19 protein-coding genes are annotated in these 24533 nt (G+C 64.8%); 9 read left to right on the top strand and 10 right to left on the bottom strand.

Features of this window, described 5'->3' with window-relative positions:
* Nucleotides 1–4 precede the first annotated feature (4 nt).
* The 5 genes from HND55_02065 (at nucleotide 5) to HND55_02045 (ending at nucleotide 5720) form a co-directional block, all read left to right on the top strand.
* Complete coding sequence (locus tag HND55_02065) at nucleotides 5–1807, top strand: hypothetical protein (protein ID QKK01542.1); 1803 nt, start codon at nucleotides 5–7, stop codon at nucleotides 1805–1807.
* A 342-nt stretch (nucleotides 1808–2149) separates the two neighbouring features.
* Nucleotides 2150–2758, top strand: a complete 609-nt coding sequence (locus tag HND55_02060) for an EAL domain-containing protein (GenBank protein ID QKK01541.1) — start codon at nucleotides 2150–2152, stop codon at nucleotides 2756–2758.
* 1 nt (nucleotide 2759) lies between these two features.
* Nucleotides 2760–3605, top strand: a complete 846-nt coding sequence (locus tag HND55_02055) for a hypothetical protein (protein QKK01540.1) — start codon at nucleotides 2760–2762, stop codon at nucleotides 3603–3605.
* A 55-nt stretch (nucleotides 3606–3660) separates the two neighbouring features.
* Entirely contained in the window at nucleotides 3661–4635 is a 975-nt protein-coding gene (locus HND55_02050) for a hypothetical protein (protein QKK01539.1), read from the top strand.
* 230 nt (nucleotides 4636–4865) lie between these two features.
* Entirely contained in the window at nucleotides 4866–5720 is an 855-nt protein-coding gene (locus tag HND55_02045; protein QKK01538.1) for a sensor domain-containing diguanylate cyclase, read from the top strand.
* 34 nt (nucleotides 5721–5754) lie between these two features.
* Here HND55_02045 and HND55_02040 read toward each other — a convergent pair whose 3' ends face one another.
* The 7 genes from HND55_02040 to HND55_02010 form a co-directional block, all read right to left on the bottom strand.
* Nucleotides 5755–6831 carry an MBL fold metallo-hydrolase gene (locus HND55_02040; GenBank protein QKK01537.1) on the bottom strand — a complete coding sequence of 359 codons (1077 nt, stop codon included), beginning with the start codon at nucleotides 6829–6831 and terminating at the stop codon, nucleotides 5755–5757.
* Nucleotides 6832–6836: 5 nt separating this feature from the next.
* Nucleotides 6837–8531: a beta-lactamase family protein gene (locus HND55_02035; protein ID QKK01536.1), complete on the bottom strand. Its 1695-nt coding sequence runs from the start codon at nucleotides 8529–8531 to the stop codon at nucleotides 6837–6839.
* Nucleotides 8532–8686: 155 nt separating this feature from the next.
* Nucleotides 8687–9841: an ABC transporter permease gene (locus HND55_02030; GenBank protein QKK01535.1), complete on the bottom strand. Its 1155-nt coding sequence runs from the start codon at nucleotides 9839–9841 to the stop codon at nucleotides 8687–8689.
* A complete protein-coding gene (locus HND55_02025; GenBank protein QKK01534.1) occupies nucleotides 9838–11076 on the bottom strand; it encodes an ABC transporter permease in 1239 nt (412 codons plus the stop codon). Before HND55_02025 ends, HND55_02030 begins: the two co-directional genes overlap by 4 nt.
* A gap of 8 nt (nucleotides 11077–11084) precedes the next feature.
* Nucleotides 11085–12014, bottom strand: a complete 930-nt coding sequence (locus tag HND55_02020) for an ABC transporter ATP-binding protein (GenBank protein ID QKK01533.1) — start codon at nucleotides 12012–12014, stop codon at nucleotides 11085–11087.
* A gap of 216 nt (nucleotides 12015–12230) precedes the next feature.
* On the bottom strand, nucleotides 12231–13382 hold the full coding sequence (locus tag HND55_02015) for an MFS transporter (GenBank protein ID QKK01532.1): 1152 nt from the start codon (nucleotides 13380–13382) through the stop codon (nucleotides 12231–12233).
* Nucleotides 13382–13945 (bottom strand): TetR/AcrR family transcriptional regulator, encoded by a 564-nt coding sequence (locus HND55_02010; GenBank protein QKK01531.1) that lies wholly within the window; start codon nucleotides 13943–13945, stop codon nucleotides 13382–13384. The genes HND55_02015 and HND55_02010 overlap by 1 nt, the downstream gene beginning before the upstream one ends.
* Nucleotides 13946–14132: 187 nt before the next feature.
* Between HND55_02010 and thrC the strand changes: the two genes are divergently transcribed.
* The 3 genes from thrC (at nucleotide 14133) to HND55_01995 (ending at nucleotide 18946) form a co-directional block, all read left to right on the top strand.
* Nucleotides 14133–15425 carry a threonine synthase gene (gene thrC / locus HND55_02005; GenBank protein ID QKK01530.1) on the top strand — a complete coding sequence of 431 codons (1293 nt, stop codon included), beginning with the start codon at nucleotides 14133–14135 and terminating at the stop codon, nucleotides 15423–15425.
* Nucleotides 15426–15651: 226 nt separating this feature from the next.
* Entirely contained in the window at nucleotides 15652–16692 is a 1041-nt protein-coding gene (locus HND55_02000; protein ID QKK01529.1) for a zinc-binding dehydrogenase, read from the top strand.
* A gap of 103 nt (nucleotides 16693–16795) precedes the next feature.
* A complete protein-coding gene (locus HND55_01995; protein ID QKK01528.1) occupies nucleotides 16796–18946 on the top strand; it encodes a pilin in 2151 nt (716 codons plus the stop codon).
* Between the two features lie 13 nt (nucleotides 18947–18959).
* Here HND55_01995 and HND55_01990 read toward each other — a convergent pair whose 3' ends face one another.
* Nucleotides 18960–20834, bottom strand: coding sequence for an ATP-binding cassette domain-containing protein (locus HND55_01990; protein ID QKK01527.1), 1875 nt, complete (start codon nucleotides 20832–20834; stop codon nucleotides 18960–18962).
* Between the two features lie 183 nt (nucleotides 20835–21017).
* Here HND55_01990 and HND55_01985 point away from each other — a divergent pair, with 183 nt between their 5' ends.
* Entirely contained in the window at nucleotides 21018–22115 is a 1098-nt protein-coding gene (locus HND55_01985; protein ID QKK01526.1) for an HlyC/CorC family transporter, read from the top strand.
* Between the two features lie 121 nt (nucleotides 22116–22236).
* Here the strand turns inward: HND55_01985 and HND55_01980 are convergent, their stop codons facing one another.
* A complete protein-coding gene (locus HND55_01980) occupies nucleotides 22237–23571 on the bottom strand; it encodes a hypothetical protein (protein QKK01525.1) in 1335 nt (444 codons plus the stop codon).
* Nucleotides 23568–24494: a permease gene (locus HND55_01975; GenBank protein ID QKK01524.1), complete on the bottom strand. Its 927-nt coding sequence runs from the start codon at nucleotides 24492–24494 to the stop codon at nucleotides 23568–23570. Before HND55_01975 ends, HND55_01980 begins: the two co-directional genes overlap by 4 nt.
* Nucleotides 24495–24533 lie beyond the last annotated feature (39 nt).

Below are 24533 nucleotides of genomic sequence, written 5' to 3'. Positions count from 1 at the left end.
GCCGATGCGCGCAGGCTGCCCACTGCTGCCGGTTCGGCTCGTTCTGGCCGCCATGCTGGCCGCCTGGCTGCTGGCAGGATGTTCGGACACCCCCTCGGACAGCAAACGCGCCATCTATCACCATGTGCTTCAGGACGCACCGGGAAGCCTGGATCCGGCCCATGCCGGCAACGTCTACGCCGCCACGCTGTCGGTTAATCTCTATGACACGCTCTATCGCTACAAGTATCTCGCCCGGCCCCATGAACTCGCTCCTAACCTGGCCGCAGGAATGCCCGAGATCTCGGACGATGGGCGCGTTTACATCATCCGCTTGCGCGATGACGCCCGATTCATCGACGACCCGGCCTTCCCGGGACAAACGGGGCGAACCGTTGTGGCGGGAGATGTCATCTATTCGCTCAAGAGGCACTTCCACCCGTCGACCCGTTCACAAGGAGCGTGGCTGTGGCGCGACCGGATTGTCGGCCTGGATGACTGGGCGAACGCCGGCGCCGACTTCGCCCGGGCGGTTCCGGGCCTGCGGGCCCTGGACACTCACACCGTACGGGTCGAGCTGCACGAGCCTTATCCGCAGTTTCCCCACACCCTGGCCATGGCGCTGTCGGCCATTGTGCCGAAGGAGGCGGTTGATTTCTACGGTCGTTCCTTTGGCGTCAATCCGGTCGGATCCGGTCCGTTCCGGCTGGTCGACCGTGACGAAACCAAAGTGGTTCTCGAGCCGCATCCCGGGTTCGATCGCGGGCCGCTTGACCTGGCCGGAGAGGGTTTTTCCGAGCACGCACACGCCCGCTACGGGCTGGCCTCCCTGGACGGCCAAGACTACCCCTTCGTCGACCGGATCGTCGTGCATTTCATCAACGAGCCGACGGCCCGCTGGTCGACATTCCTGGCGGGCCAGGTTGACACCGTCATGGTGCCCCCGGATCAGGCCAGAGGGGTCCTGGTGTCGAACGATCCACCGCGATTCTCGCCGCACATTGCCGATCGGTACCACACCTTGATCGAGCCGGAGGCCGGTTTCGTGTTCTACGGCTTCAACATGGACAACCCGGAGATCGGCTACAACGACGATCCGCAGCGTGAGGCCATGAACCATGGGCTGCGCTGCGCAATGCGTGACGCCTTTGACTGGAGCAGCCGCAACAACACCTTCTACCATGGCCTGGGCCAGGTCTTTCCGGGCGTGATACCCCCATTCCTGGCCGAATACGATGCGCGCTTGTCGACGGCCTCGATCGAATTCCGGCCCGAGTCCGGCCGGCAGCGGCTCGCGCGGCATGGATGGAAGGCAGGCTCATTTCCCCGCTTGACCTATGGTCTTGAAGCCAACATACACCAACGACAGATGTTCGAGCAGTTTCGCGCCCAGATGCTTCGGATCGGCATACCCGGTGAGGTGTTCCAGCCAGCGGTCTTCGCGACCTTCGGCGAGATGGTCAGAGCCATCGACAATCGGCAGCTGGATGTCTTTTTCTATGGCTGGACGATGTCCTATCCCGATGCCCAATACGGCCTCCAGCTGTTCTACGGGCCCAACGCCGCGCCCGGTGCAAACAGCTTCAACTATGCCAACCCCGAGTTCGATCGCCTGTTCGAACAGGCGTCCTCCATGTTGCCTGGTCCGGAGCGCACAGCGCTCTACCACAGGCTCAATGAAATGGTCATTGACGACTGCGTGATCATCGGTTCGCTATCCCGCACCCGTGTGCACCTGTGGCGACAGAACATCCTGATGGCGCCAAACGGGGGTATCGGCGCCGGCTATTTCCTGCGTTTCGTGGGCATGGAAACGGCTTCTCGGTAGCCGGAATGCGCGGTTTTCGCGCGGCCTGATCGAATTCTGACGAGCCTGGGGCAGCCCGCTGCCCGCCGGCTTCATTTCACAAACTTCTGTTTTATATCCATTTTTTTTCTCGTCCTGAGCCTGACCTGGAGATTTCTCATTTTCTGTTTGCATTTTTTTTCATTTGCCATTATTGTCATTATCCGAATTTGGACATTATAGGGGTAGGAAACGGTGCTACAGGCCAATTCCCTCGCATTTCGAGCCACTGCATCGCATTGCGCGTTCGCGGTACAGAGGATTCAGGCCCTGATCCCGAACGGGGATCCTTTCGGGCACAAACGCCCATGGTTCGAGGCGCTGGTGCGACCGTATCCCGACTCCGGATACTCGCCAGCCGAATTCATGGACGCGATTTACAGATCCCGCCGATGCGCCGCATCCGACCTCGAAGTCGTTGAGCGCCTGACGGCGTGGCTGGTCCGACAACCTGAATTCACGCGCCTGAGCATCAATATCCATCCCGACTCGTTGACGGATTCAGACTTTGTCGAGGAAGTCATGCGTCATCAGTCACGGCTGGCTGCCGGGGGGCACTCAATCTGCCTGGAGCTGGTCGAGTTCGTCGGGTACTCGAGCCAATCAACGCTTGTCGATCACGCACAGCGACTGCGCGAATCAGGGGTCCTGATCGCACTGGACGACTTTGGCAGTCGGCTGAACTGCTTCGATCTGTGTGCCGCCGGAATTGTCGACCTGCTCAAGATCGATACGCGCGTCGTAGGCGGTCTGGTCAACGACCCCAATCACCATGCCGTCGTTCGGTCAATCCAGGCGCTCGGTGAAGGGCTCGGCGCGAGAGTGGTCGCCGAGGGCATCGAAACGGTCGAGCAGTTGAACGTGTTGACGGCGACGGGGATTGAGTACGGACAGGGCTACTACTTTCACAAACCAGAACTTGTGGAGTGCTGATATGGGTCAAGTCGCACACACGCATGACCAGCACGGGGACATCCAGTGGATGATGGCGGCCATGGCCAGGATGTTTCGGCCACTGATTCGCTTTTCGGTCGGCCGGGTCTCCTGTAGCGCCCTGGTGGACATGATCAAGGAGCTCTACGTGGCCGAGGCCCGGGAGCATCTTCAACAGCAGAATCCCGATCGCAGGGTCACCTACTCGTCGCTCGCCTTGCTGTGCGGAATCGACGGGCGGGCGATTCAGGCCATCGAGCGCAACAGTGGGCGGACATACACCGCATCGGATGTCTGCTCCGAGGCGGCCATTCTGGAAATGTGGAGCCGCGATACGGCATTCACCGACCCGGAAGCGGGAACACCCAACGAGCTTCTGATTCATGGGCCCCAGCGAACATTCCAGCAGCTGGTAACGCGTGCGGCCGGACGAATGGTGACGGTCCAGACTGCGCTGTCGAGGTTGCTCGAAAGCGGAAACGTCGCCCTCAACGAGGATGAAACCAAGGTGCGCATGATCGACTATCGCTACATGCCGCTTGCAGACTCCGACCCCGCGTCAATTGAATCCGGATCTCTGGCGATCAGTCGTCTTGGTCGATCCATCCTCCACAACACCAATCGAGTTCGCCGGACCGGCGCGCCCTGGCTGCAGCAGGATCGCTGGTCGACAGCCATACCTGCGTCCAAGCTGAGACAGGTCAGGGAGGCCGTTCGCCGAATCCTGGAAACCAACATCGGCGAAGTGGAAACGTGTCTAGAACGTGAAGAAATCCAGCCTTATGAGCACGCCCAGTGCTCGGTAGGTGTGGGTTGGTATTACTGGGAGTCCAGCTCAGAAGAATGAGGGGAACAGCCCGGTTTTTCAAAAAACCTTTACTGATCACGACAAGGAGATCACTATGTTTACAGCCAACACCATCTTTAGCGCGCACATCAGGAAAAGCGGTACCGGCATCCGAAAGAGCGGTACCGGAATCCACAAGAGCGGCACCGGCATCGGGAACAGCGGCACGGGCAGTCGGGCCCACGTCATGCTTGCCGCCGTGGCGCTGGCCGCCTGCAGCCTGGTTTCGACCCCGACATTCGCGACCGACAGCCCTGAACTGTTCGTCAGTCAGCGATCCGGCACGGTTCTCATCTCGATTCACAGCAATGGTGACGTCATCGCAGGCGCCGCTTCCCTGGCCTCTGGCGAGAGCAGCTACTCGGTCGTGCCGCTTTTCGCCACGCTCTCGCTGTCGGACGATGGTTCGGTATTCACTCCACTTGTCAAGGCAACAGGCACCGGCGATTCGGGTGAGTCGTGTTCCTGCAACGGCGCACGTATTCTGGTCAAGGCAACGGGCACCGGCGATTCCGGTGAATCATGCTCCGGCAATGGTGCCAGAACCCTGGTCAAGGCAACGGGCACGGGCGATTCCGGCGAGTCATGTTCCGGCAATGGTGCCAGAACCCTGGTCAAGGCAACGGGCACCGGTGATTCCGGCGAGTCGTGTTCCGGCAATGGTGCCAGAACCCTGGTCAAGGCAACGGGTACCGGTGATTCCGGCGAGTCGTGTTCCTGCAATGGTGCACGCACGCTGGTCAAGGCAACCGGCACCGGCGATTCGGGCGAGTCGTGCTCCGGCAATGAGGCGCGTACGCTGGTCAAGGCAACGGGCACCGGCGATTCGGGCGAATCAACCGATCGCTCGTCGGCCTTCTGGGGCTACGCCGAGATCGTCTCCGACCCATCCGGCAGCTACGTCATCGTCTATCGCAATGCAGACAGCCAAGCGGAAGAATTCCTGGTCGCGTTCTTCGAGAGCCACGCCGGCCATGACCGCCCGCGTGATGGCGCGACGCGCAACGCGGACTTCGTGATGACCCCCTGAACCCCCAGGCTGTTGGCTGGCGCATTGACTGCCTGATTCCCCTTCCCATTTCGCAGGCCATCAATGCGCCCGGGTGACCCCGGCCCTCGCGGCCGGGGTTTTTTTGTTCCGAACACCAGATGTCGGATGCCCGGCCCGAGCCGCGCATTGCGGGTCTGAAGAGCGACCGCGCCAGTCCTTCCCGGATATCAGACGGTGGTGGTACCATCGCCCGGGGAAGGAAAGCCACAATGACTGAACGGCGGTTTCGAAGCCTGAACGATCCATCGACGCTGTCGCGCCTGGTACAGCGCCTGCCAGCCGGTGTGTATATCACCAACGAGCAGGGGCGCATTCTGGACGCCAATCCCGCATGTCTCGAACTGTTCGGCGTCGAGTCCCTGGAAACGCTTCAGGGTCTCGATGTGCGCTCGTTGTTCGTCGATCCAGAACAGCGCGGCCAGCAGCTGTCCGTGCTCGAAGCGACACGCGCCCTCCAGCAGTATGAGCTCCGCCTGCAGCGTCCGGACGGGGAGCAGCGGACCGTGATCGATACCTGCTACGCCGTCGAGGATCCCGAAACCGGGCACACGCTGTACCACGGCATCCTGCTTGATATCAGCGAGCGCAAGAGGCTCGAAGAACGGCTACGGGAATTGACCGTCAAGGATCCGCTAACCGGCTGCTACAATCGGCGTCGACTGCCCATGGTCGAATCTCAGGTCGAGGCGAACGATGATGCCGGGCTGCGCCAGTGGGGATGCGTGCTGGTCGATGTCGATCATTTCAAGACCTACAATGATCAGCACGGTCACGATGCCGGTGACCGTGTACTGCAGCGTGTGGCCCATTTCCTGCAGTCGCAGGTCAGCCGCAAAGATGCCGTGGTACGTATCGGAGGTGACGAATTTCTGGTCATCGTCACCGGCCGGTCTGCCTTGAAGACCGCACAGATTGCCGCACGACTGATTTCCACGCACTCGCCGATCCCGATTTCGATCGGATGGGCAGTGCGAGAAGACGATGAGCGGCTGGAGACCACCATCCACCGCGCCGATGAGCAGCTGATCAGCACGCGCCAGGCCGAACGATCGATGATCAGCTGAACGGTCAGTGCGCCGGTGCGCTGCCGGCGCGCCATCAGTGCGGCGAAGCCGTCATCTCCTGATACGCCCGGGCAATCGCCTGATCGATGGACTGACTCAGAAACATGCGGGCCTGGTCATCATGACCGGCCAGATGCGCGATGGCCTCATCCAGATCAACCCGCTGCTGCACTTCCTCCAGCGGCCGATCGACAAGGACGGCCACGGCGTCGATCAGCGCATCGAAAAAGGTCTGCAGGCGCTCGATCAGCTCGCCGTCGGGCTGCACCGCCCCGTGCCCCGGCAGCCAGTACTGCACCGGGTACCCGGACAGCCGTGTCAGTGCATCGCGCCACTCGCCGGGGTATCCATGGCCAATGAATGGCGCTGGATCAAGCAAATCGCCGGCTGCCATTATTTGTTGGTCGGGCAGGTAAACCACCAGATCAGCACGGGTATGCCCCGACAGCGGAATCAGCCGGACATTCAGCCCGCCGTCATCAATCTTCAATGTCGAGTCAATCAGACGATTGGGCACGACAAAGCGGGCATCCCGGTTGGCCGCCAGCCAGGCCTCCGCTCGCTCGAGTGCCGCTTGCTGCGTCAGTCTTTCGGCATCGGTAAGCGGCGTGCCGTCGCGCTTGAGACCGTCAACAAGCTGTTGGCGAACCGGCGGGATCTGTTCCTGCAACAGCGCCACCCGATGAGCCAGGTCAGGTTCGGCGCGTTGTGGAATATCGTCAGCCAGCGTGGCATGGCCGATGATCTGCAACGCATCACCGAAAGCCTCTCGATACAGTGCGTTGCCCTGCACGTGATCGGCATGCCAGTGGGTGTTGACGAGATATCGAACCGGTTGGCCGATTTCCCGGCGAATGAACTCAATAATGGCTTGACAATCCGCCGGACTGGCCTGGGCGTCGACCACGAGCACCCCATCGTCACCGGCCACAATCAGGGAATTGCTGTCATCGGATCGTCGCTCGGCCGGCTGGCTGGCCGCCCATACCGATGGCGCCAGCGGTTCGATATCGATCGCCAGCGCGGGCGACATAACGCCGGCGAGCAGCCACACGATCCATCCAGGCATCACGCTGCCGCTTATCCGGGCTATCTCGCTTCGTCTCGGCATCGGACTTACTCCACTCGCTCGAAATGGATATCGCGGGCACGGCCGTTGCCAGCCTGCATGCCGGTCACCTTGCCTGCATCATCACGCAAAAACTCAAGCCGGGCGACCGGGAAACCTCCGCCGAACTGGTCGCCAACGGCGTGCTGCAAGATAATCGGGTCCAGGCGACGGTGCCTGAGCACCAGCTTGTCGTCTTTCGACTCAACGACATAGAACGTCTCCAGCTCGGCACTGAAGTAGCGCCCCAGGTAGGGCTCCAGGTTCACGGCCCCACCTTCGTCCTCGTCCAGACGAACGGCTCGATGCTCGCCGTTCTGGAACAGGGTCAGCGAACCGGCATGACCGTCATCGTCGATGTCAAAGACGATGCGGGCATCGACGCCAACGAGCTCGAAACCGGTCGCCGAAACCGGCGTGATTTCGACGGCAGGCTGGCCGGTTGCCTGAGTCATGTAGCGCTCACCATCCCGGAAAAAATTGAGGACAAAGCCCGGCGCGATTTCGAGCTCGAAGCGGCCAATGTAGCGGTCGAACAAATCGTCGCTGAACGGTTCATCTGTTGGGGCAGCCGTCTCGCCCGTCCCGGCATCATTCGACTCGGGCGCTTCGAGGTGATCACCCAGAAACGCCTCGGCAAGCGCGCGGGTAAACGCATCGTCAATCTCATGGTGATTGGAGAAAACCATGATGCCGCTGTCGATTTCGGGGTAGTAGTGAAACACCGAACGATGGCCGGCGTCGCCACCGCCATGCTGCCAGCGAACCAGTCCCCGCCACTGGTCGATGAACAGCCCCAGCCCATAGTCCGTAGACTCACCGTTGCCGAGCTCGTACGGGGTGGTCATGAGCGCGCGCACGCGCTCTCCGCCCAGCTCGAATCGACCCAGCTCAATCATCCAGCGGGCCATATCGCCTATGGTGGTATAGAGCGCCCCGGCACCCAGCGCAGCACCAAGATCCCGAACCTCCAGGTAGCCTTCATCATCGGGCAGTCGACCATAGCCGGTGCTGGCACCCGGCACGATGCGGTCGGGCGCCAGCCGGTAGCGGGTCGCGTTCATGCCCAGCGGCTGGAAGATCTCGCCGCGCACCCACTGATCGAACGGCTTGCCGGTCACCTTGGCGATCACTTGCGCTAGCAGGGCATAGCCGGTGTTGTTGTAGTTCCACTCCTCGCCCGGGCGATTCTGCAGCGCCGGCTGATGCTCAACCACGGCCAGGACATCCCGCCGGGTCATCCAGTCACCCTTGTCCAGCCGGATTCCGGCGATCGCCAGGGTATTGAGAAACTCCCGGTAACCGCTGGTGTGGCTGGCCAAATGCCGGAGCGTGACCGTCTCGCCGAAATCCGGCAGCCCGGGCAGATACTTGCGCACATCGTCGTCCAGCGACAGCTCACCACGGACGTGAAGCAGCGCCAGCGCCATGCCTGTGAACTGCTTGGCCGTCGAACCGATATTGGTTGGTGTATCGATCTCGAACGGCACCTCGAAGCGCAGGTCGGCCATCCCGACGGCGCGGGCATAGACCAGCTCGCCGTGGCGCACCACCCCGACCACTACCCCGGGTCTGGAACCATCGAACTCGGCCAGACGCTCGTTGACCGCCGCTTCGTCGGCGGGTGCCGCGGCAAAAAGCGGCGTAGCTGCCCAGGAACCGATCAGGGCAAACAGTATGGCGGACAGGAATCCCGATCGCATGACACTCACTCCGGCGCTTGAATACAGACTGCCCGGAAGGCTACAGCGCTTGGCCCGGCAGCGCATGTGCCAAAGGACATGACTCAGGACAGGTCATGGCAGCCCGCGGCTATTTCTGTCGAGTCCATAATGAGGTTCGATCAGCAGATCAGATCCTACTGAAATCGGAACCACCGGGCCGCCAGCACCGCCAGGATCAGACCCAGTGTCATCAAAGCCAGCACCTCGCCCATCACCGATGACGGTCCATATCCGAAGGTAATCAGCTTGTGCAGGGCATTCATGGTCCAGCCGGTCGGCAACAGCTGCTGCAGGCCCTGCATCCAGGTCGGCGTGATCTCGATCGGCCACCAGCAGCCGCCGAGCGCGGCCAGCAGATTACCGCCGATGACGCCTATGGCGGTTGCCTGGGATTCGGTCGCAACCAGGCAGCCAATCAGCAGGGCCGCCGAGGCGCATACGCCCGCCCATGCCAGCAGCACCACCAACACCATCAGCAGCTGCCCGGTCCAGTCGTAGCTGAAAAGGATGCTGCCGGCAAGCATGGCAAAACCGATCTGCACAACCGCCAGCGCCAGGCGAGCCATCCACTTGCCCAGAACGATACGGCGCCGGTCGATCGGGGCGCTGGCCAGGCGCCGCAACAGACCCTGGCGGCGTTCGTTGACCAGCTGCACGGTCCCGGTGGTCAGTACGACAATGATGGTCAGAAAAACCAGTATGCCGGGGACGGCCTGGGCAAATCCCGAAGGCGGGTCGACGCGCTCACCGGCCAGCTCGGTGCGCAAGGTCACGGCCTGGGCCTGGCCGGCGACCGCCGCCAGCGCAGTCGTGTCGATGACGTCGTGCTCGAGATCGGCCAGGATGACATCTCCCAGTGTCCGATAGACCGCTCGACGCACCCGCACCTCGTCGAACGACCCGCCCAACTGGCTGGCCGAGGGCTCCAGACGCAGCGTGACCTGCTGGCCGGCCAAAACCTGTTCGCCGGCGCCGGCCGGTATCACCAGGCGTCTGGCCAGCGACTCCAGCGCCGGCGCTTGCGTACGCTCGGCCTGCCCCCCGGCATCGTAGACGATCACGTCGAACTCCTCGCCGAGTCGCTCGAGCAACCAGCGCTCAATCGAATCATGCTGCCCTTCGACGACCACGCCCAGGACCGGTTTTTTTGCTTGCGAGGGCCCGGAAAAACCGCCCGTGATGGTACCGATGAAGTACATGAACACGACCGGCATGACAAACAGCCAGACCAGGCTGCTGCGGTCGGCCAGCGCGATTCGCAGATCGTGGACAGCCAGCAGACGGATCATTGCTGCCCTCCCCGACCGCGGGCAAAGGCGGGCATGCGCCATGCAATGATCAGCAGCAGCAGCAGACCAGAAGCCAGCAGCGCGGCGCCGGGCGCCAGCAGATCAGTGACGGTTGCGGAATCGAACATCAGTGCGTTGAGCCGATCGGCTGCAATCCCGTTGGGCAGCCAGCGGCCCAGGGCGGCCATGCCGTCGGGCATCGCGGCGAAGGGGAAGAAACTGCCGCCGAGAATCAGGCCCGGAATCAGGACCACCATGGTCAGCACGTCCGCGGCCCGACGGCTGCCGGCTGACTGGCACAACAGCAGCATGATGGCAAACAGCGGCACGCCGGCTGCCAGCGCCCAGACCAGCGCCGGCGGCAGCAGCCACCAGTTCCAGTCGAACCAGGCGAAGTAAAGCGTGCTGACCAAAAAGGCGATCACGGCAAACAGCACCAGCGCAACCAGCAGCCGGGCCGACAGCCACAGCGGCCAGCTCAGCGGCGCGGCAGCCAGGCGCCTGATGGTGCCGCTTTCGCGCTCGCTCCACAGATCGACGGCCAGGTGCTGCGCGGCAAACACCAGCGCCATGATCAGGATGGCAGGATAGAAGAGCTCGCCCAGTCCGGGGCCATTCGACTCGGCTTCCGCTTCGATCACTTCGACATCGAGCGCCGGCGGAAAAAGCCGTCCCTCGACCCGCTCGACCTGGCGCCGGATATCGACCGACAGGGCTGCCACGAAGGCATCGTCGGGCGATTCATCAAGCCCCCGCAGCAGCTCGATCTGCGGTTCGAGCAGACGGCGCGCGTAATGGGCCAGCTCCAGCAGGCCGGTCGTGACTTCCTCGGCAATGCCCGGCAGGATGCGCTGGGCCGGGTTGGTCAGCAGGATGACCTCGGCCGCGCTGCCATCCAGCAGCGCCTGTCCGAATCCGTCGGGCAGAATCAACGCTGCGCTGGCCTCGCCAGCGGCCAGCCGGGCCCGGGCTGCCGACTCGTCGTCGATGGTGCTCACCTGGAAAATCTCGCCCAGTTCGCCGCCGCTGTAGACATTGGGCATCGCCCTGGACAGGAAGCTTTCGTCATGATCGACGATCAGCAGCTGACCGGTCGGTCGCACATCGCCGCCGACGATCATCGTCATCATTCCGCCGAAAATCAGCGGCAGGGACAGGATAAGCGGGATGCTCCAGCGATCGGCCAGTCGCCTGGATATCTCCATACGAATCAGTGCCAGCAGGCGGCGGATCATGTTGCCCTTCATTCGCGCAGGCCCTTTCCGGTCAGCTGGATGAAAAGCCCTTCGAGACTGGGACGCGCCAGAGCGGTCTCACGAATCCGGGCGCCGGCGGCAGCCAGCTTGTCGAACAACGCCGGCAGCTTGCCGCTGGCCGCTGGCGTGACCAGACGCAGCTGGTCCGAACCGGCATGAGCGACCTCCACCTCCAGCCCGTCATCCAGTACGGCCTGCCAGTCGCGTTCGGGGAAGTGGCCGTCCAGGGTCAGCACGTCGCGCTCGCCAACCTGGGCGGTCAGCTCCGCCACCGTGCCGACAGCAATGATTCGACCGTCGTCAATGATCGCCACGCGGTCGCACAGGGCCTCTGCTTCTTCCATGTAATGCGTGGTGTAGATCACGCAGGCCCCGTCACGAGCCTGTTCGCGCACGCGCGCCAGCAGATGTTCACGGGAATGGGCGTCGACGCCGACGGTGGGTTCGTCGAGCAGCAGTACCCTGGGCTGATGCACAATGGCGCAGGCGAAGTTGAGCCGGCGCTTCATGCCGCCGCTGAATGTTCCGCAGGGCTCGTCGGCGCGATCGGCCAGCCCGACAGCCTCCAGCACCGATTCGACGCGTTCGGCGGCGGTGTTCTTGTCGAGGCCAAACAGACCTGCCCAGAACTTCAGGTTGGCACGCGCCGAAAGCTCTTCGTACAAGGCGAGCTCCTGGGGTACCACGCCGAGGGCTCTCTTGGCCGCCATCGGCTCGCGGCGCACGTCGTGACCGTTGACGCGAATGCGCCCGGCAGTGGGAACAAGCAGTCCGGAAATGGCGTTGATGGTGGTCGACTTGCCGGCACCATTGGGCCCGAGCAGACCGAAAATCTCCCCTGATCGGGCCTGAAAGCTGATGCGCTCGACTGCGGTGAGCTTGCCGTACTGCTTGCGAAAATCATCGACTTCAATCATATTGAAAACCTGCTGGAAACCGTCACCCGACGGACTGTCAAGACCGCTGCCGTTCGGCCTGGATGCCAGTCGTTCGTGAACCGAGGGCTTCAATCTGCCACAAGGCCGGCCGTGTAGTACCTGCCATTGGTCACAAGGTGTAGCCGGTACCGGTACCGCTACCGTTACTATTAACCCGGCACGAATGTAGATCGCATTCAGGCGGGTCGAGTGCGGTCAGGCCTGACGGACTGCCGGATACCACGGAAACAGGGCGGCAACCACAACACAGGCGCACACGAAGCCGCCGAATGTATTGAAGTAGCCGATCTGGTCGACCACGATTCCGGCCAGGCTGGAGCCCAGTGCCTGACCGACGGCGACGGCCAGAAAGGCAACCACCGCCCCCAGGGCAGGACGGCCTGGCGCCAGGCGAATGCCGCTGACCAGATAGACACCCGTCAGGGTCATGTAGGCGAACCCGAACAAACCGGCCGAAAGCAGGGCCACGGGCAGGGCCCCCGGAGCCAGCATCAGCAACCCCATCGCCACGGCGAGGCCGATCAGGGCCGCACTCTGGGTGCAACCGGCGCCGAAACGGTCCATCAGTTCGCTGGCGATGCCGCCAGCCACGCCGACCAGCCCGACCACCAGCCAAAGCCACCCGGTCAACGTCATGGGCATGCCGCCCAGGACCACGACCATGTCCGGCCCGAATACCCAATAGACGGCGCTGACAAAACCCATGCCGGCGGCAAACGCACTCATTCGCAGCAAGTGCCGGCGCTCCTCGCGCGACAGCGGCGGCCGCTGATCGGTCTCCCCGGCACGCCGGCCATTGTCCGGCAGCCACCGCCAGGCCACCACGACGCCTGCTGCTGCCAGGACGGCAAACGACATATAGGCCGTGCGCCAGGCATCGGTGAGCAGCAGGGTCACGGGCACGGAGACCGCCACGCCGATACCGGTTCCGGCGTTCATGATGGCGTTGACGCGACCCTGACGGGCCGGCACAACCGCCGCCTGATTACCCAGGCTCAGTGCCGGCATCATCATGCCGGTCGCGATGCCGCACAGGAATACACCGGCCCCGAGCGTGCCCGGACCGGCACTCTGCGACACCAGACCGAGGCCCGCGACGGCGAAACCACCGGCCAGCATCGCCGCCCGACGTGCACCAAGACGCTCGACCACGGCCGAGGCGAACAAGCTGGTCAGCACGAAACTGACAAACGGCAAGGCGCCGATCAGCCCCATGACGGAAGGGGACAGCCCGAGCGAGTCACGAATCGGCGGAACGAACAGCCCGAACGCGAAGCGGGCAAGCCCGTAGGCGACGGCAATCAGTCCAGCTCCAATGACGGCATAGCGGGTGGCCGAAAGCATCATCAGGCGCTTGCCTCTTGTGCCGGAACAAGCCATGACGACAGCAGCGACTGCATCGAGGAGAGCACGTTTTCCAGACCCAGAACCGGCACCAGCGCGTTGGATCCTTCGAGGACCATCAGCACCTCTTGCGCTGCGCCGCTGCGGGCAATCCCGTCCAGTTCGAGGACCCAATCGATGATTCCGAGCAGGTCGCGTTTCAGGACAAGAGCGTCGGCGGCGATGGCGCTGTCGTGCCGCTGGAACTCGGCAATCGCCTTGATGACCATGCATCCATGTTGAGCGCGGGCGCGAAGCCAATCGGATTGAACCGCGACCAAGGCGCCCAGCGCAGACTCCTGACCGCGGGCCTCGATCGCTTCGCACAGCGCCCGGCGATATCGATCATGGCGCGCCGCCAGGACCCCGCGAATCAGTTCAGTCTTGGAGGCAAAGTGGTTGTAGAGCGTCATGCGCGTGACGCCTGCTTCGGTCACGATCCGGTCGATGCCCGTCGCGTGGAAGCCTTCTTCGTAGAACAGGCGCTCGGCGACGCGCAGCAGGTGCTCGCGCTTGGTCTTTCTCATGCCGGCAATTATACCGATCGTTCTATCTAAATGTCACATCCGTGATGAGCACCCACCCCGTTCCGATAACCGCGGACAATCGGTGTCACCTGCAGCGCCTGTCCGGCAATCCCCCCGCAACCACCGGGCTTTGCACCTGGGCGGTTTTCATCCGACAATGGTCGCTCCGACACCAGAACGCCGGTTGATGCGCTATTTGAGCACGCGAGGACAATCCGAGCCAGTGGCTCTGGACGCTGCGTTGCGCGCCGGTCTGGCGCCAGACGGCGGTTTGTACGTGCCTGAACGCATTCCCCGTCTCGACGGCCTGACACTGCAGCCCGAAGCCGGGCTGCCAGCCACGGCCCGGCAATGGCTGGCGCCCTTTTTTGCCGGCAGCCCGCTGAGCGCCGAGCTGGCCGCGATCACCCGCGAAGCGCTTGATCCGGACCTGCCGGTGACCGGGTTGGAGCCCGGCTGGAGCTGGCTTCTGGAGCTCTTCCACGGACCGACGGCGGCGTTCAAGGATTTTGCCGCGCGCTTTCTGGCTGCCTGCCTGGGCCGCCTGCGCAGCGACGGCGATCCAACGCAGACCGTGCTGGTGGCAACCTCCGGCGATACCGGTGCCGCGGTCGCTGCCGCGTTTCACCGCCGCCCGGGATTCCGCGTTGTCATTCTCTACCCCGATGGCAAGGTCTCGGGACGCCAGGCGCACCAGCTTGGCGCGTTCGGCGACAACGTCGTCGCCTTTCGGGTCCGCGGCGACTTCGACGACTGCCAGCGCCTGGTCAAGCGCGCCCTGAACGACGACCGCCTGGCCGGCCTGGCGCTGACTTCGGCCAACTCGATTTCCATCGGCCGCCTGCTGCCGCAGATCAGCTACTACGCCCACAGCGTGACCGCGCTGCACGAGCAGATCGACACGCCGGTCAACCTGATCGTGCCCACCGGCAATCTCGGCAACGCACTGGCGGCCATCATGGCCCGCGCCATGGGTCTGCCGATCGATGAGATCGTGCTGGCGACCAACGCCAACCGCACCTTGCCCGACTTCTTTTCCGGTCAGGACTATCGCGGCCGACCGGGTCTTGCCACCCTGGCCAACGCCATGGACGTCGGCGACCCGAGCAACTTCGAGCGTCTGGCCTGGCTCTATCGCGACGCCGACCTGCGCGCCAGCAGCATCCGCGCCCTGAGCACCGATGACGATGCCATCCGCTCGACCATCCAGCGCGTCTGGCAGGACTTCAAGCTGGCCGTTTGTCCGCATACGGCCTGCGCGCTCGATGCGCTTGACCGGCTGCGCCGCTCCGGTGACCGGCGTCCCTGGCTGATTGCCGCGACCGCCCATGCGGCCAAGTTCGACAACGTAGTTGAGCCGATCATCCGGTGTCGCATCGAGCCGCCGCCCGCGCTGGCCGAACTGCTTCAGCGCGCCAGTCGCGCCGAGCCCATGGCCGCGGACTACTCGAGCTTGCGCTCGCGTCTCGCAGCCCTGTGAATCCGCGATGGCCAATACCCACCACGATGTGGCATGACGATCTGCGCCACTCAATGCCCGACCGGTCCTCCCGTGCCGCAGACGGCCAGCGAGCCGCCCGCGTCGACCCCTTGCCGACGTGCCGACAGGCGAGCAGGCCGTCAGAAAACCACTCAGACCGAACAGGCCCATATCACCCCGACAGAACGGATGGACCCGGCGCCAGGAAATCCATGAAGGATCCGGCATGAAGCGAGTCGTGATCGATCGGCCCGGTGGTCCGAAAATCCTGAAAGTCGTAAGCGAGGCGGATCCGGTGCCCGGACCTGGCGAAGTGGTCATTCGTTGCAGGGCCTGCGGCGTCAATTACGCCGACAGCATTATTCGCATGGGCCTGTATGCCTCGGCGAGAAAACTGCACGGCTACCCGATCACACCCGGCTTCGAGGTTGCCGGCACCGTCGAGGCCGTCGGCGACAGCGTCTCGGACTGGCAACCGGGCGACGAGGTCATCGGCCTGACCCTGTTCAACGGCTACGCCAGTCACCTGGTCCTGCCGGCCGAAGGCGTGTTCGCCAAACCGGAGCGACTTGATTTCGAACAGGCTGCAACCGTTGCGACCGTTTTTCTGACCGCCTGGTGGATGATTCACCGCCAGGTTCACCCGCAGCCGGGCGAGACCTGGCTGGTCCATTCGGCCGCCGGTGGCGTGGGCACGGCATTGCTCCAGCTGGGTCGCCTGGCCGGCGCGCGCGTCATCGGCGTTGTCGGGGCGTCCCACAAGGTCGAACACGCCCTGTCATTTGGTGCCGATACAGTGATCGACAAGTCCACGCAGGACCTCTGGTCGGTCGCGCGAGAGCGGGCCCCCGGCGGCTTCAATGCGATATTCGACGCCAACGGAGTCGCTACGCTCGGCAACAGCTACGCCCACCTGGCTCCGACCGGCCGCCTGGTGGTCTACGGATTTGCCTCCATGCTGCCGAAAAACGGCCGCCCCAACTGGCTGCGGCTGGCCCGTGACTGGCTGCGCACGCCGCGCTTCAATCCGCTGGACATGACCCAGTCCAACCGCAGCGTGCTGGCCGCCAACCTGAGCTTTCTGCAGTCACACGCGCCGACCATGCGTGCCGGCATGCAGTGGCTGCTCGACCGCTTTGCCGACGGCCGCCTGGCGCCCCTGCCGGTTGAGTCCTGGCCGCTGACCGACGCCGCCACTGCACAGCGCCGGATCGAGTCCGGACAGACCGTCGGAAAGCTCGCGCTCATTCCCCGGCAGCGGCCATAGTTCCGGCTGCGGGCTGGCGGGAAGGCGACTGCGCCGCAGCCGCGTTGTGTGACCCGTCCCACCCACCGCTATACTGTCGCCCCGGAATTCCATGAGGGACACCATGAGACTGCAACCCGTTCTGATGACCTTGCTGGTCGTCCTTGTCGCGGCCACGATTGGCTGCGAACGGCCCCGGTCAATTGATTCCGGGCCGATGAACGAGCCTTCGGCCTGGGACGACGCCCTGGCCGATCGCGCCCGGCTGATCGACGCCTTGCCGGCCGATACCATGGCCTACCTGCGCCTGCCGGGCATCTGGGGAATGTTCAGCGCACCGAAATCCAGCGCCCTGGGCGCGGGGCTGGACACGCCGGCCAACCGCGAAGCGATCAGCGCACTCCAGGCCCGCCTGCCCGAAGTGCTGGCCGCGGATCTTGGCCAGCTCGCGCCGCTATTGACCCTGCTGCTGGAGTCGCTGCGCTCGCCGCTGGAATTCGCGCTGGTCGGCGACGGTCCACAGCCGCTCGAAGCCGACCTCGTCATCGAGGGTCGCTTTGACTTCGACACGGTAGCCGAGCTCGACGCTGCCCTGGCCGAACTGACCGGCCAGGCCGCCCTGCTGCAGCTGCTCGAACCAGCCGAGGGTGACGGACCCGGCCAGATCCTGGCAACGATGTTTCCGATCTTCTATGACTTCGACGCCACGACCCGTCGGGCGCGTTTCCTGACCGGCATGGGCGCCAGCGCCGAACGGCTCGAAGCGTCCTATCAATGGCAGTCGCCCACCGGCACACTGCCAATGCAGGTCTACGAGCAGCAGATTGACGCCTCGCGCTTCGGCTTTTATCTCTGGGCCGATATGGCCAGGCTCGGCCCGCTCATGCGCCAGGGCCTTGACCCGCAGCAGCTGGCGCAGTTCGAGGCCCTGGGCGTGTTCGCGACCCGCCAGCTCGCCCTGGGCTACGGCAGCAGTGACGGCAAGGCCCGTCTGGCGTTGCTGGCCGAAGGACGGCAAGGTCGCGCCTGGGAATTGACGCTTCCGCCAGCGGCACCGATTGGCATCGACAGCAGCGGCGAACCCCGGGTCGTGGCTGGCCTGAGGGTTCCCGACAGCGACTGGCTGCAGCAGCTGGCAGCCATCATGGGCGGCGAGAGCGAAACGGAGCTGTCTGAAATCAGCGCTCATCTGGAAGCCGAAATCGGCCTGGACCTGAACGCTGTGCTCGACAGCTTCGCCGGCCGAATGATCTTTATCGACGACGACAACGGCGGCTATCTTGTTCACGATGCCGCCAGCATCGAGCATTGGACGGCGTTCTGGGACGCCCTGGCACAGCGCTTCGAAATTCGTCAGGCGATCATCCAGGCAGGCGGGACCGACATTCACCATCTCACGATCCCCGGCATCAGCCTTGACGAGGAAATGGGCAGCTTGAGTGCGGCCAATCCGGCGCTGTCGTTTGTCCTCGGGCGCCTCATGCGCATCGGAACCCACCTGTTCTGGATGCGCGAGGATGATCGCATTCTGATCGCCGCCGTACCCCAGGTGCTCATGGCCCGGCTCGACCATCCCGGGAATGTCGCGGTCGGACAGTGGCTGGCCGATGCGGGCATGACCACTGACCGTGCCGCCCTGTTCGGAGCACTTGGCGTGGACGGCGCGCCTCGCCGCAACTATTACGGCTACATCAGCTCGCTGCTGAGCCTTGCCGACATGCTCGATATTCGCATCGATGTGGCCGACTTTCCAACCGCGCGCGAGCTCGCCCTGCCCGAGGCCGGCACAGTCGGATTTGCCATCGACTATGCCGACGGCCAGCTCGGCGTCCGGCTGACCTTCGAGAATCATCCCGGCGACCTGCTCTACGCCGGTGGCGGCAGCCTGGTTGGCGTGGCGGCCGTCGGCATTCTCGCTGCCGTCGCTGTTCCTGCCTACCAGGACTATCAGATGCGCGCAAAGCTGGGCTCCGCGTTTTCCGCCACGGCACAATTCCGACGCCAAATGGCCGCATACCAGTTCGAACACGGTCGCATACCGGAACCGGCACTGGCCGACGAGTGGGTGTCGGCTGTTGCCTTTGGACCCGACGTTGTCAATGCCGTCTGGCAAACGGAACCGGCCGGGCTTGTTCTCATCCTGGATGGCGATTCGGGTCTGGGCGAAAACGCCAAGTTCATGATCAGCCCGCGCATCGAGGACGGCCAGCTTGCCGGATGGCAATGCAGCAGCAGCACCATCGCCGACAAGCATCTGCCGAGCAGTTGTCGCTGAGCGTTGATAACGCTCAGCCAGAGTGGTTTTCGAGTTCTTCCCACCGACCGTAGGCCGCGTCAAGCTCGGCCTGAACGGTCTCGACTTCGGCATGGTGGGCGGTGATCCGCTCGACATCCTGGCGATAGAAGTCAGGCTCGTTCATTTGTCCGGTCAGTCCGGCCAGCCGGGCCTCCAGCGCTTCGACCCGCTCAGGCAGCTGGTCGAGTTCGCGGGCCAGCTTATAGCTGAGCTTGACCGGCTTCGACCTGGCCTTCGGCTTCGCTGCAGCCGGCCTGTCCGAGCATGCGGTCCCTGGCGATGATCCTGCCGGCCGGCGCTGGCGGAGCCAGTCGCTGTACCCGCCGACATACTCGCCCACCCGACCGCCGCCCTCCATGACGAGCGTCGAGGTAACCACGTTGTCAAGGAAGGCCCGGTCGTGGCTGACCAGCAGCAGCGTGCCGGGGTAGTCGGCCACCCGTTCCTCGAGCAGCTCAAGGGTTTCGGCGTCGAGGTCATTGGTCGGCTCGTCCATGACCAGCAGGTTCGACGGACGCGCGAACAGCCGCGCCAGAAGCAGGCGGTTGCGCTCGCCGCCAGACAGCTTTCCGATGGGCGCACGGGCACGCTCCGGCGCAAACAGAAAATCCTGCAGATAGCCGATGATGTGCTTGCGGCTGCCGTTGATCTCGACGAAATCGCGGCCATCGGCCACGTTCTCGGCCGCGCTCCAGTCGTCACGCAGCACGGCGCGATGCTGGTCGAAGTAGGCGACTTCGAGGTTGGTACCGAGGGTCACCGTGCCGGCATCCGGCGCGAGTTCGCCGAGCAACAGCTTCAGCAGGGTCGACTTGCCGCTGCCGTTGGCGCCGATCAGGCCGATGCGGTCCCCCCGGAACACGGTGGCCGAAAAATCCCGGACGATGGGCCGACCCTTCCGGGCGAAGGTCACGCCGTCAGCCTCGATGACCTTGCGACCGGACTGGCCGGCCCGGGCCACCTGCATCTGCACGCGACCCTGGCGCTCGCGCCGTTGTGCCCGCTCGGCGCGCATTTTCTCCAGCGCCCGAACCCGACCCTCATTGCGCGTGCGCCGTGCCTTGATGCCCTGGCGAATCCAGGCTTCCTCCCCGGCCAGTTTACGGTCGAAGCGCTCGCTGTCCAGCGCCTCGGCATGGGCCCGCTCATCAGCCCGCCTGAGGTAGTTCTGCCAGTCGCCCGGCCAGGATGTGAGCCGGCCGCGATCGATCTCGACGATTCGGGTCGCCAGGGTCTGAAGAAAGCGCCGGTCGTGGGTGACGAAAACCAGGCAGCCTGGAAACTCGCCAAGAAAGCCCTCCAGCCATTCGATCGAGTCAATATCGAGATGGTTGGTCGGCTCATCGAGCAGCAGTACATCCGGCTGCTGGACCAGCGCCTGGCCGAGCAGCACTCGCCGCTTCATGCCGCCAGACAGCTGATCAAAGCGCGCCGTGCCATCCAGGCCAAGATGATCCAGCACCCGTTCGACCCGCTGGTCGACGTCCCAGCCACCGCCGGCGTCAAGCCTGGCTTGAACATTCGCGATCGCGGCGGCATCGAATGCGCCCTGGCTGAGCCGGTGAAAACGGGCCAGCAGCTGCCCGACCTCCCCGAGGCCCTGCGCGATCTGGTCAAACACACTGCCAGCGGCATCATCAGGCACGTGCTGCGGCAGCGTGGCGATCCGTACGCCATCAGCAACCACGATCTCGCCGTCGTCTGGATCAATCTCACCACCAATCAGTCGGAGCAGCGTTGATTTTCCGGCGCCGTTGCGCCCGACCAGGGCAACGCGTTCGCCCGAGTCCAGCTCGAGATGGACCCGCTCGAGCAGCAAGGGCCCGCCAATGCTGAAATCCAGTTTTCGTATCGAGACAAGCGACATTGAAGCGCGTTTACGCAGGCGACACAACAGGCCACCATTGTAGGCGAGATGGCTCTGGGTCTCGCTGTCGTGCCCGCCGGATCGGAACCTGACAGCACACCGCGCCACAGCAGTGCATCCCTCACCAGGATCTCGCGCCGGCGACGGTACAATCTGATCTGTTGCAACTACTCAAGGGCCATCATGGGGCTTTTGCTTTTCTATCTGTTGCTGGCCATCGGCGTCTCGTTTCTGTGTTCCATTCTGGAAGCGGCGCTGCTGAGCCTCACACCGGCGCACATCGCAGTGCTCAATGAGCGAGGCTCCGCGATCGGCCGGCGACTGCGCCGGCTCAAGCACGATATCGACCAGCCGCTGTCGGCGATTCTCAGCCTCAACACCATCGCCCACACTTTCGGCGCGGCCGGCGTCGGCGCGCAGGCCCAGGTCGTTTTCGGCAGCGCCTGGCTCAGCCTGACTTCGGCCATTGTCACGCTGCTCATCCTGATTTTCTCTGAGATCATCCCCAAAACCCTGGGCGCAACCCACGCCAGGAAGCTGGCTGGCTTTACCGCATTTGCCTGCGTGGCCCTGATCTATCTGACCTGGCCCCTGGTGCAGCTGTCGAAGCTGATCACGAGATGGCTGGCGCCAAAGGAGCGGAGCCCGACGGTGAGTCGCGAGGAATTCCGGGTACTCGCGCGCGCCGGGGAGCGCGAGGGCGTGTTCCAGGAAGAGGAATCCAACATTTTTTTCAATCTGATCCGTTTCAGCGCCATTCGGGTCGAGGACATCATGACGCCGCGGGTGGCGGTAAGCATGCTGCGCTGTGACCGGACCGTCGGCGAAGTCATGGATTCCACCAGTGCGCTGTCGTTCTCACGCTACCCCGTCTACGCCGACTCCGACGAGGATATTCGCGGCTATGTCCTCCGGACCGACATCATGCTCGCGAAGGCCGAGGGACGCGAAGAGACCCGCATTGATGCGCTTAAACGCGAGGTGTTGTTCGTCCCCGAGTTCATTTCCCTGCAGGCCCTGTTCAGTCAACTGCTCTCGCGCCAGGAGCATTTTGCCGTGGCTGTGGATGAATACGGCGGCATGGCCGGGATCGTGACGATGGAGGATGTGCTCGAGACTTTGCTGGGCATGGAAATCGTCGACGAGAGCGACACCGTTGAAGATCTGCGCCATGCCGCGCGCGAGCGCTGGAAGGAGCGCGCACGCAAGCTCGGCATTGATTTTCACGAAACCCCGGCGAGGCCAGCGGACGAGCCCGCAAACCCCGGTCAGACGGACTGAATCCAGCACCGCCAGGCAGCCCGGATCGGCCATGCCGTATCCGGCCATCCAGCAAGCGCCAGTGCGCCAGGCGCACTCGGGTCGGGCCGGACGTCATGCACAACCAGGACGACTGCCTCATTCAGAAAGCGAGCGTGATGCCGTCGAGCATGCCGTGGCCGGCGTGGATGCCGGCTTCGAGCCGGTCGGCGGGCTTGCTGCGAACGAGATAACCGGCCGGGCGCGCCGGCGGGCCGGCGGTGAACAGGCCGAGTTCGGCCACACGGGGTCCGCTGGTGACGATCCGTTCGCCCGACAGGACCGGTACCGGTTGTTCAAGAATCCGCGCTTCGATCGGCGCCATCAGGATGCTGTCGCCCGCCTGGCCGGCCAGGGCCGCCAGCGCGTCTTCGCCGGCGAGCACGCTGCCGCCGCCCTCGCGCTGGCTCTTGAGCAGCCAGCCGCGCTCGATCAGGCGTTCGGCCCGGCGCGCGCCCAGCGATGCCAGGGCGTGCTGCGGCACCATCAGGCGGCGCAGGCGAACGGTTTCGGCCCGGCTGAAGCCGAGCCGCCGGTAGAGCGCGTCGCCGGCGCGGTAGAGCTGCATCTGCTGCCATTTGCTGCCGGCCAGCTGCAGGTCGACGCCGGGACACAGGGCCAGGTCGTGCGCCTCCAGCGCCAGGCGCCACGCGAGCAGCCGGGGCGTGGCGAAATCGCCGATGTTGTAGCCGGTGCGGAAATACACCAGGTCGACGCAGCCGGCCCCCGGCAGGCACAGCCGCCGGCCGCGGGTTGCGGCGGTGTCGGCCAGTTCGCGCAGGGTCAGGCGAAGCACCGTGGCGCCGGCCGCTTCGACCGCGGCCTGCAGCAGCTTCTGGTCGGAGCGATTGTCCTCGTTTTCCTCGACGGCGAACACGATCAACGGTCGGGGCACCTGGCGCGCGGGCCGGTCGGCGCCGCGCGCGGCCTCGACCAGGCAGCGGGCCTGGCGCGCCGTGGCCGGGTTGGGCGCCGGCCGCCCCGGCCCGCCGAAGCGGTCGCGCCAGGCCCGCTGCAGCCAGCCGGCGCGCTCGCCGAACGGCCCCATGCCGGCGGCGGTGACGTTGGTCTCGACCCAGCGCCACTGGCCCGAGGTGTCGAGCAGCAGGTCGTGGCGCATCAGGGGCGCGGAACGGGCGCGCGGCTGCCGCGGGCGCCGGGCGCCGAGCACCGACGGCAGGCTGGCCGCGCTGCCGGAGGCCGGTGCGGGCGGCGGCGCGAGCAGCCCGGGCCGCGCGGCGAGGCGATGGACGAGCCGGCCGAGCAGGGTCGCGGCTCGCCGGGCCGCTCGCCACTGCGTCCGGTCCAGCAGCCAGGGTGACAGCGCGATGGGCACCGGCCTGAACTGACCCCGGGCGTCGACCAGGCCCAGGCCCAGCCGCCGCGCCTCCCCGGCCAGCTCGGCGGCGATGTCGCCCTGGCGGGCCGGGGCGCTCATGCCCGGCTCCAGTCAAGCGCCATCAGCCCGTAGCCGGTCAGGCAGGCGGTGCCCAGCACCACCACGATGAACGCGGCCAGCAGCGGCCAGCGAAACAGGCGCTTGAGCATGATCATCTCCGGCAGGCTGGCGCCGACGCCGCCCACCGTCAGGGCCAGGACGGGACCGAGGCTGGCGCCTTTCGCGACCAGGCTGGCGGCGACCGGGATCATGGTGCTGGCGCGCAGGTAGAGCAGGACGCCGCTGAGCGCTGCGACCGGCACCAGCCACCAGGCCGGCTCGCCGGCCAGGCGCGCGACCAGGGACTCGGGCACGTAGCCGTGCACCACCGCGCCCACGGCCACGCCCAGCAGCAGGTGCGGCAGGAACTGGCGCAGCTGGCCCAGGGCCTCCGCGCCGAGTTCGCGCCAGGCCGGCCTGCCGCCCGCCGTGCAGCCCCTGGCGGCCGGTTCGGGCAGGGTCACGTAGCGCTCGAATCCCAGCCGGTCGAGCAGCACGCCCGCGCCGATGGCGGTGGCCAGCACGACGAGCGTATAGATGAGCATGACCTGGGCGCCGAACACCAGCCAGAACAGCGCCACCACGTACGGGTTGAGCAGCGGCGAGGTGAGCAGGAAGGCCATCGCCGGCCCGAAGGCGGCGCGCGCCTGCAGCAAGCCGGTGAGCATCGGCAGGGTCGAGCACGAGCAGAACGGGGTGACTGCGCCGAGCCCGACCGCCGCCAGGTAGCCGCTGCGCCCGGCCAGCATCGCCTGGATGCGTTCGGCCGGCAGGCGCTGGCGCAGCCAGGCCACGGTCAGGCTGATGAGCACGAACAGCACCGCCAGTTCGGCGAAGGTGACCACGAAGAAGCTGGCCGCCTCGTGCAGCGGGCCCGGGCCGCTGGCGGCCGCGGCGTTGATTGCGGGGTTGTTTGCCGGCATTTGATTTCCATCATTCTCGAAATGTAGAAATAATATATT

This window comes from Pseudomonadota bacterium (assembly GCA_013285445.1).
GTDB lineage: Bacteria > Pseudomonadota > Gammaproteobacteria > Xanthomonadales > Wenzhouxiangellaceae > Wenzhouxiangella.
Note: the sequence above shows the minus strand (reverse complement) of the source record. Positions and strands in the feature narration are given on the sequence as shown.

Bases quoted from the DNA above. Each gene is read 5' to 3' on its own strand.
- HND55_02065 (QKK01542.1), top strand. From the start codon at position 5: ATGCGCGCAGGCTGCCCACTGCTGCCGGTTCGGCTCGTTCTGGCCGCC.
- HND55_02055 (QKK01540.1), top strand. From the start codon at position 2,760: ATGGGTCAAGTCGCACACACGCATGACCAGCACGGGGACATCCAGTGG.
- HND55_02050 (QKK01539.1), top strand. From the start codon at position 3,661: ATGTTTACAGCCAACACCATCTTTAGCGCGCACATCAGGAAAAGCGGT.
- HND55_02045 (QKK01538.1), top strand. From the start codon at position 4,866: ATGACTGAACGGCGGTTTCGAAGCCTGAACGATCCATCGACGCTGTCG.
- HND55_02040 (QKK01537.1), bottom strand. From the start codon at position 6,831: ATGCCGAGACGAAGCGAGATAGCCCGGATAAGCGGCAGCGTGATGCCT.
- HND55_02035 (QKK01536.1), bottom strand. From the start codon at position 8,531: ATGCGATCGGGATTCCTGTCCGCCATACTGTTTGCCCTGATCGGTTCC.
- HND55_02030 (QKK01535.1), bottom strand. From the start codon at position 9,841: ATGATCCGTCTGCTGGCTGTCCACGATCTGCGAATCGCGCTGGCCGAC.
- HND55_02025 (QKK01534.1), bottom strand. From the start codon at position 11,076: ATGATCCGCCGCCTGCTGGCACTGATTCGTATGGAGATATCCAGGCGA.
- HND55_02020 (QKK01533.1), bottom strand. From the start codon at position 12,014: ATGATTGAAGTCGATGATTTTCGCAAGCAGTACGGCAAGCTCACCGCA.
- HND55_02015 (QKK01532.1), bottom strand. From the start codon at position 13,382: ATGATGCTTTCGGCCACCCGCTATGCCGTCATTGGAGCTGGACTGATT.
- HND55_02010 (QKK01531.1), bottom strand. From the start codon at position 13,945: ATGAGAAAGACCAAGCGCGAGCACCTGCTGCGCGTCGCCGAGCGCCTG.
- thrC (QKK01530.1), top strand. From the start codon at position 14,133: ATGCGCTATTTGAGCACGCGAGGACAATCCGAGCCAGTGGCTCTGGAC.
- HND55_02000 (QKK01529.1), top strand. From the start codon at position 15,652: ATGAAGCGAGTCGTGATCGATCGGCCCGGTGGTCCGAAAATCCTGAAA.
- HND55_01995 (QKK01528.1), top strand. From the start codon at position 16,796: ATGAGACTGCAACCCGTTCTGATGACCTTGCTGGTCGTCCTTGTCGCG.
- HND55_01990 (QKK01527.1), bottom strand. From the start codon at position 20,834: ATGTCGCTTGTCTCGATACGAAAACTGGATTTCAGCATTGGCGGGCCC.
- HND55_01985 (QKK01526.1), top strand. From the start codon at position 21,018: ATGGGGCTTTTGCTTTTCTATCTGTTGCTGGCCATCGGCGTCTCGTTT.
- HND55_01980 (QKK01525.1), bottom strand. From the start codon at position 23,571: ATGAGCGCCCCGGCCCGCCAGGGCGACATCGCCGCCGAGCTGGCCGGG.
- HND55_01975 (QKK01524.1), bottom strand. From the start codon at position 24,494: ATGCCGGCAAACAACCCCGCAATCAACGCCGCGGCCGCCAGCGGCCCG.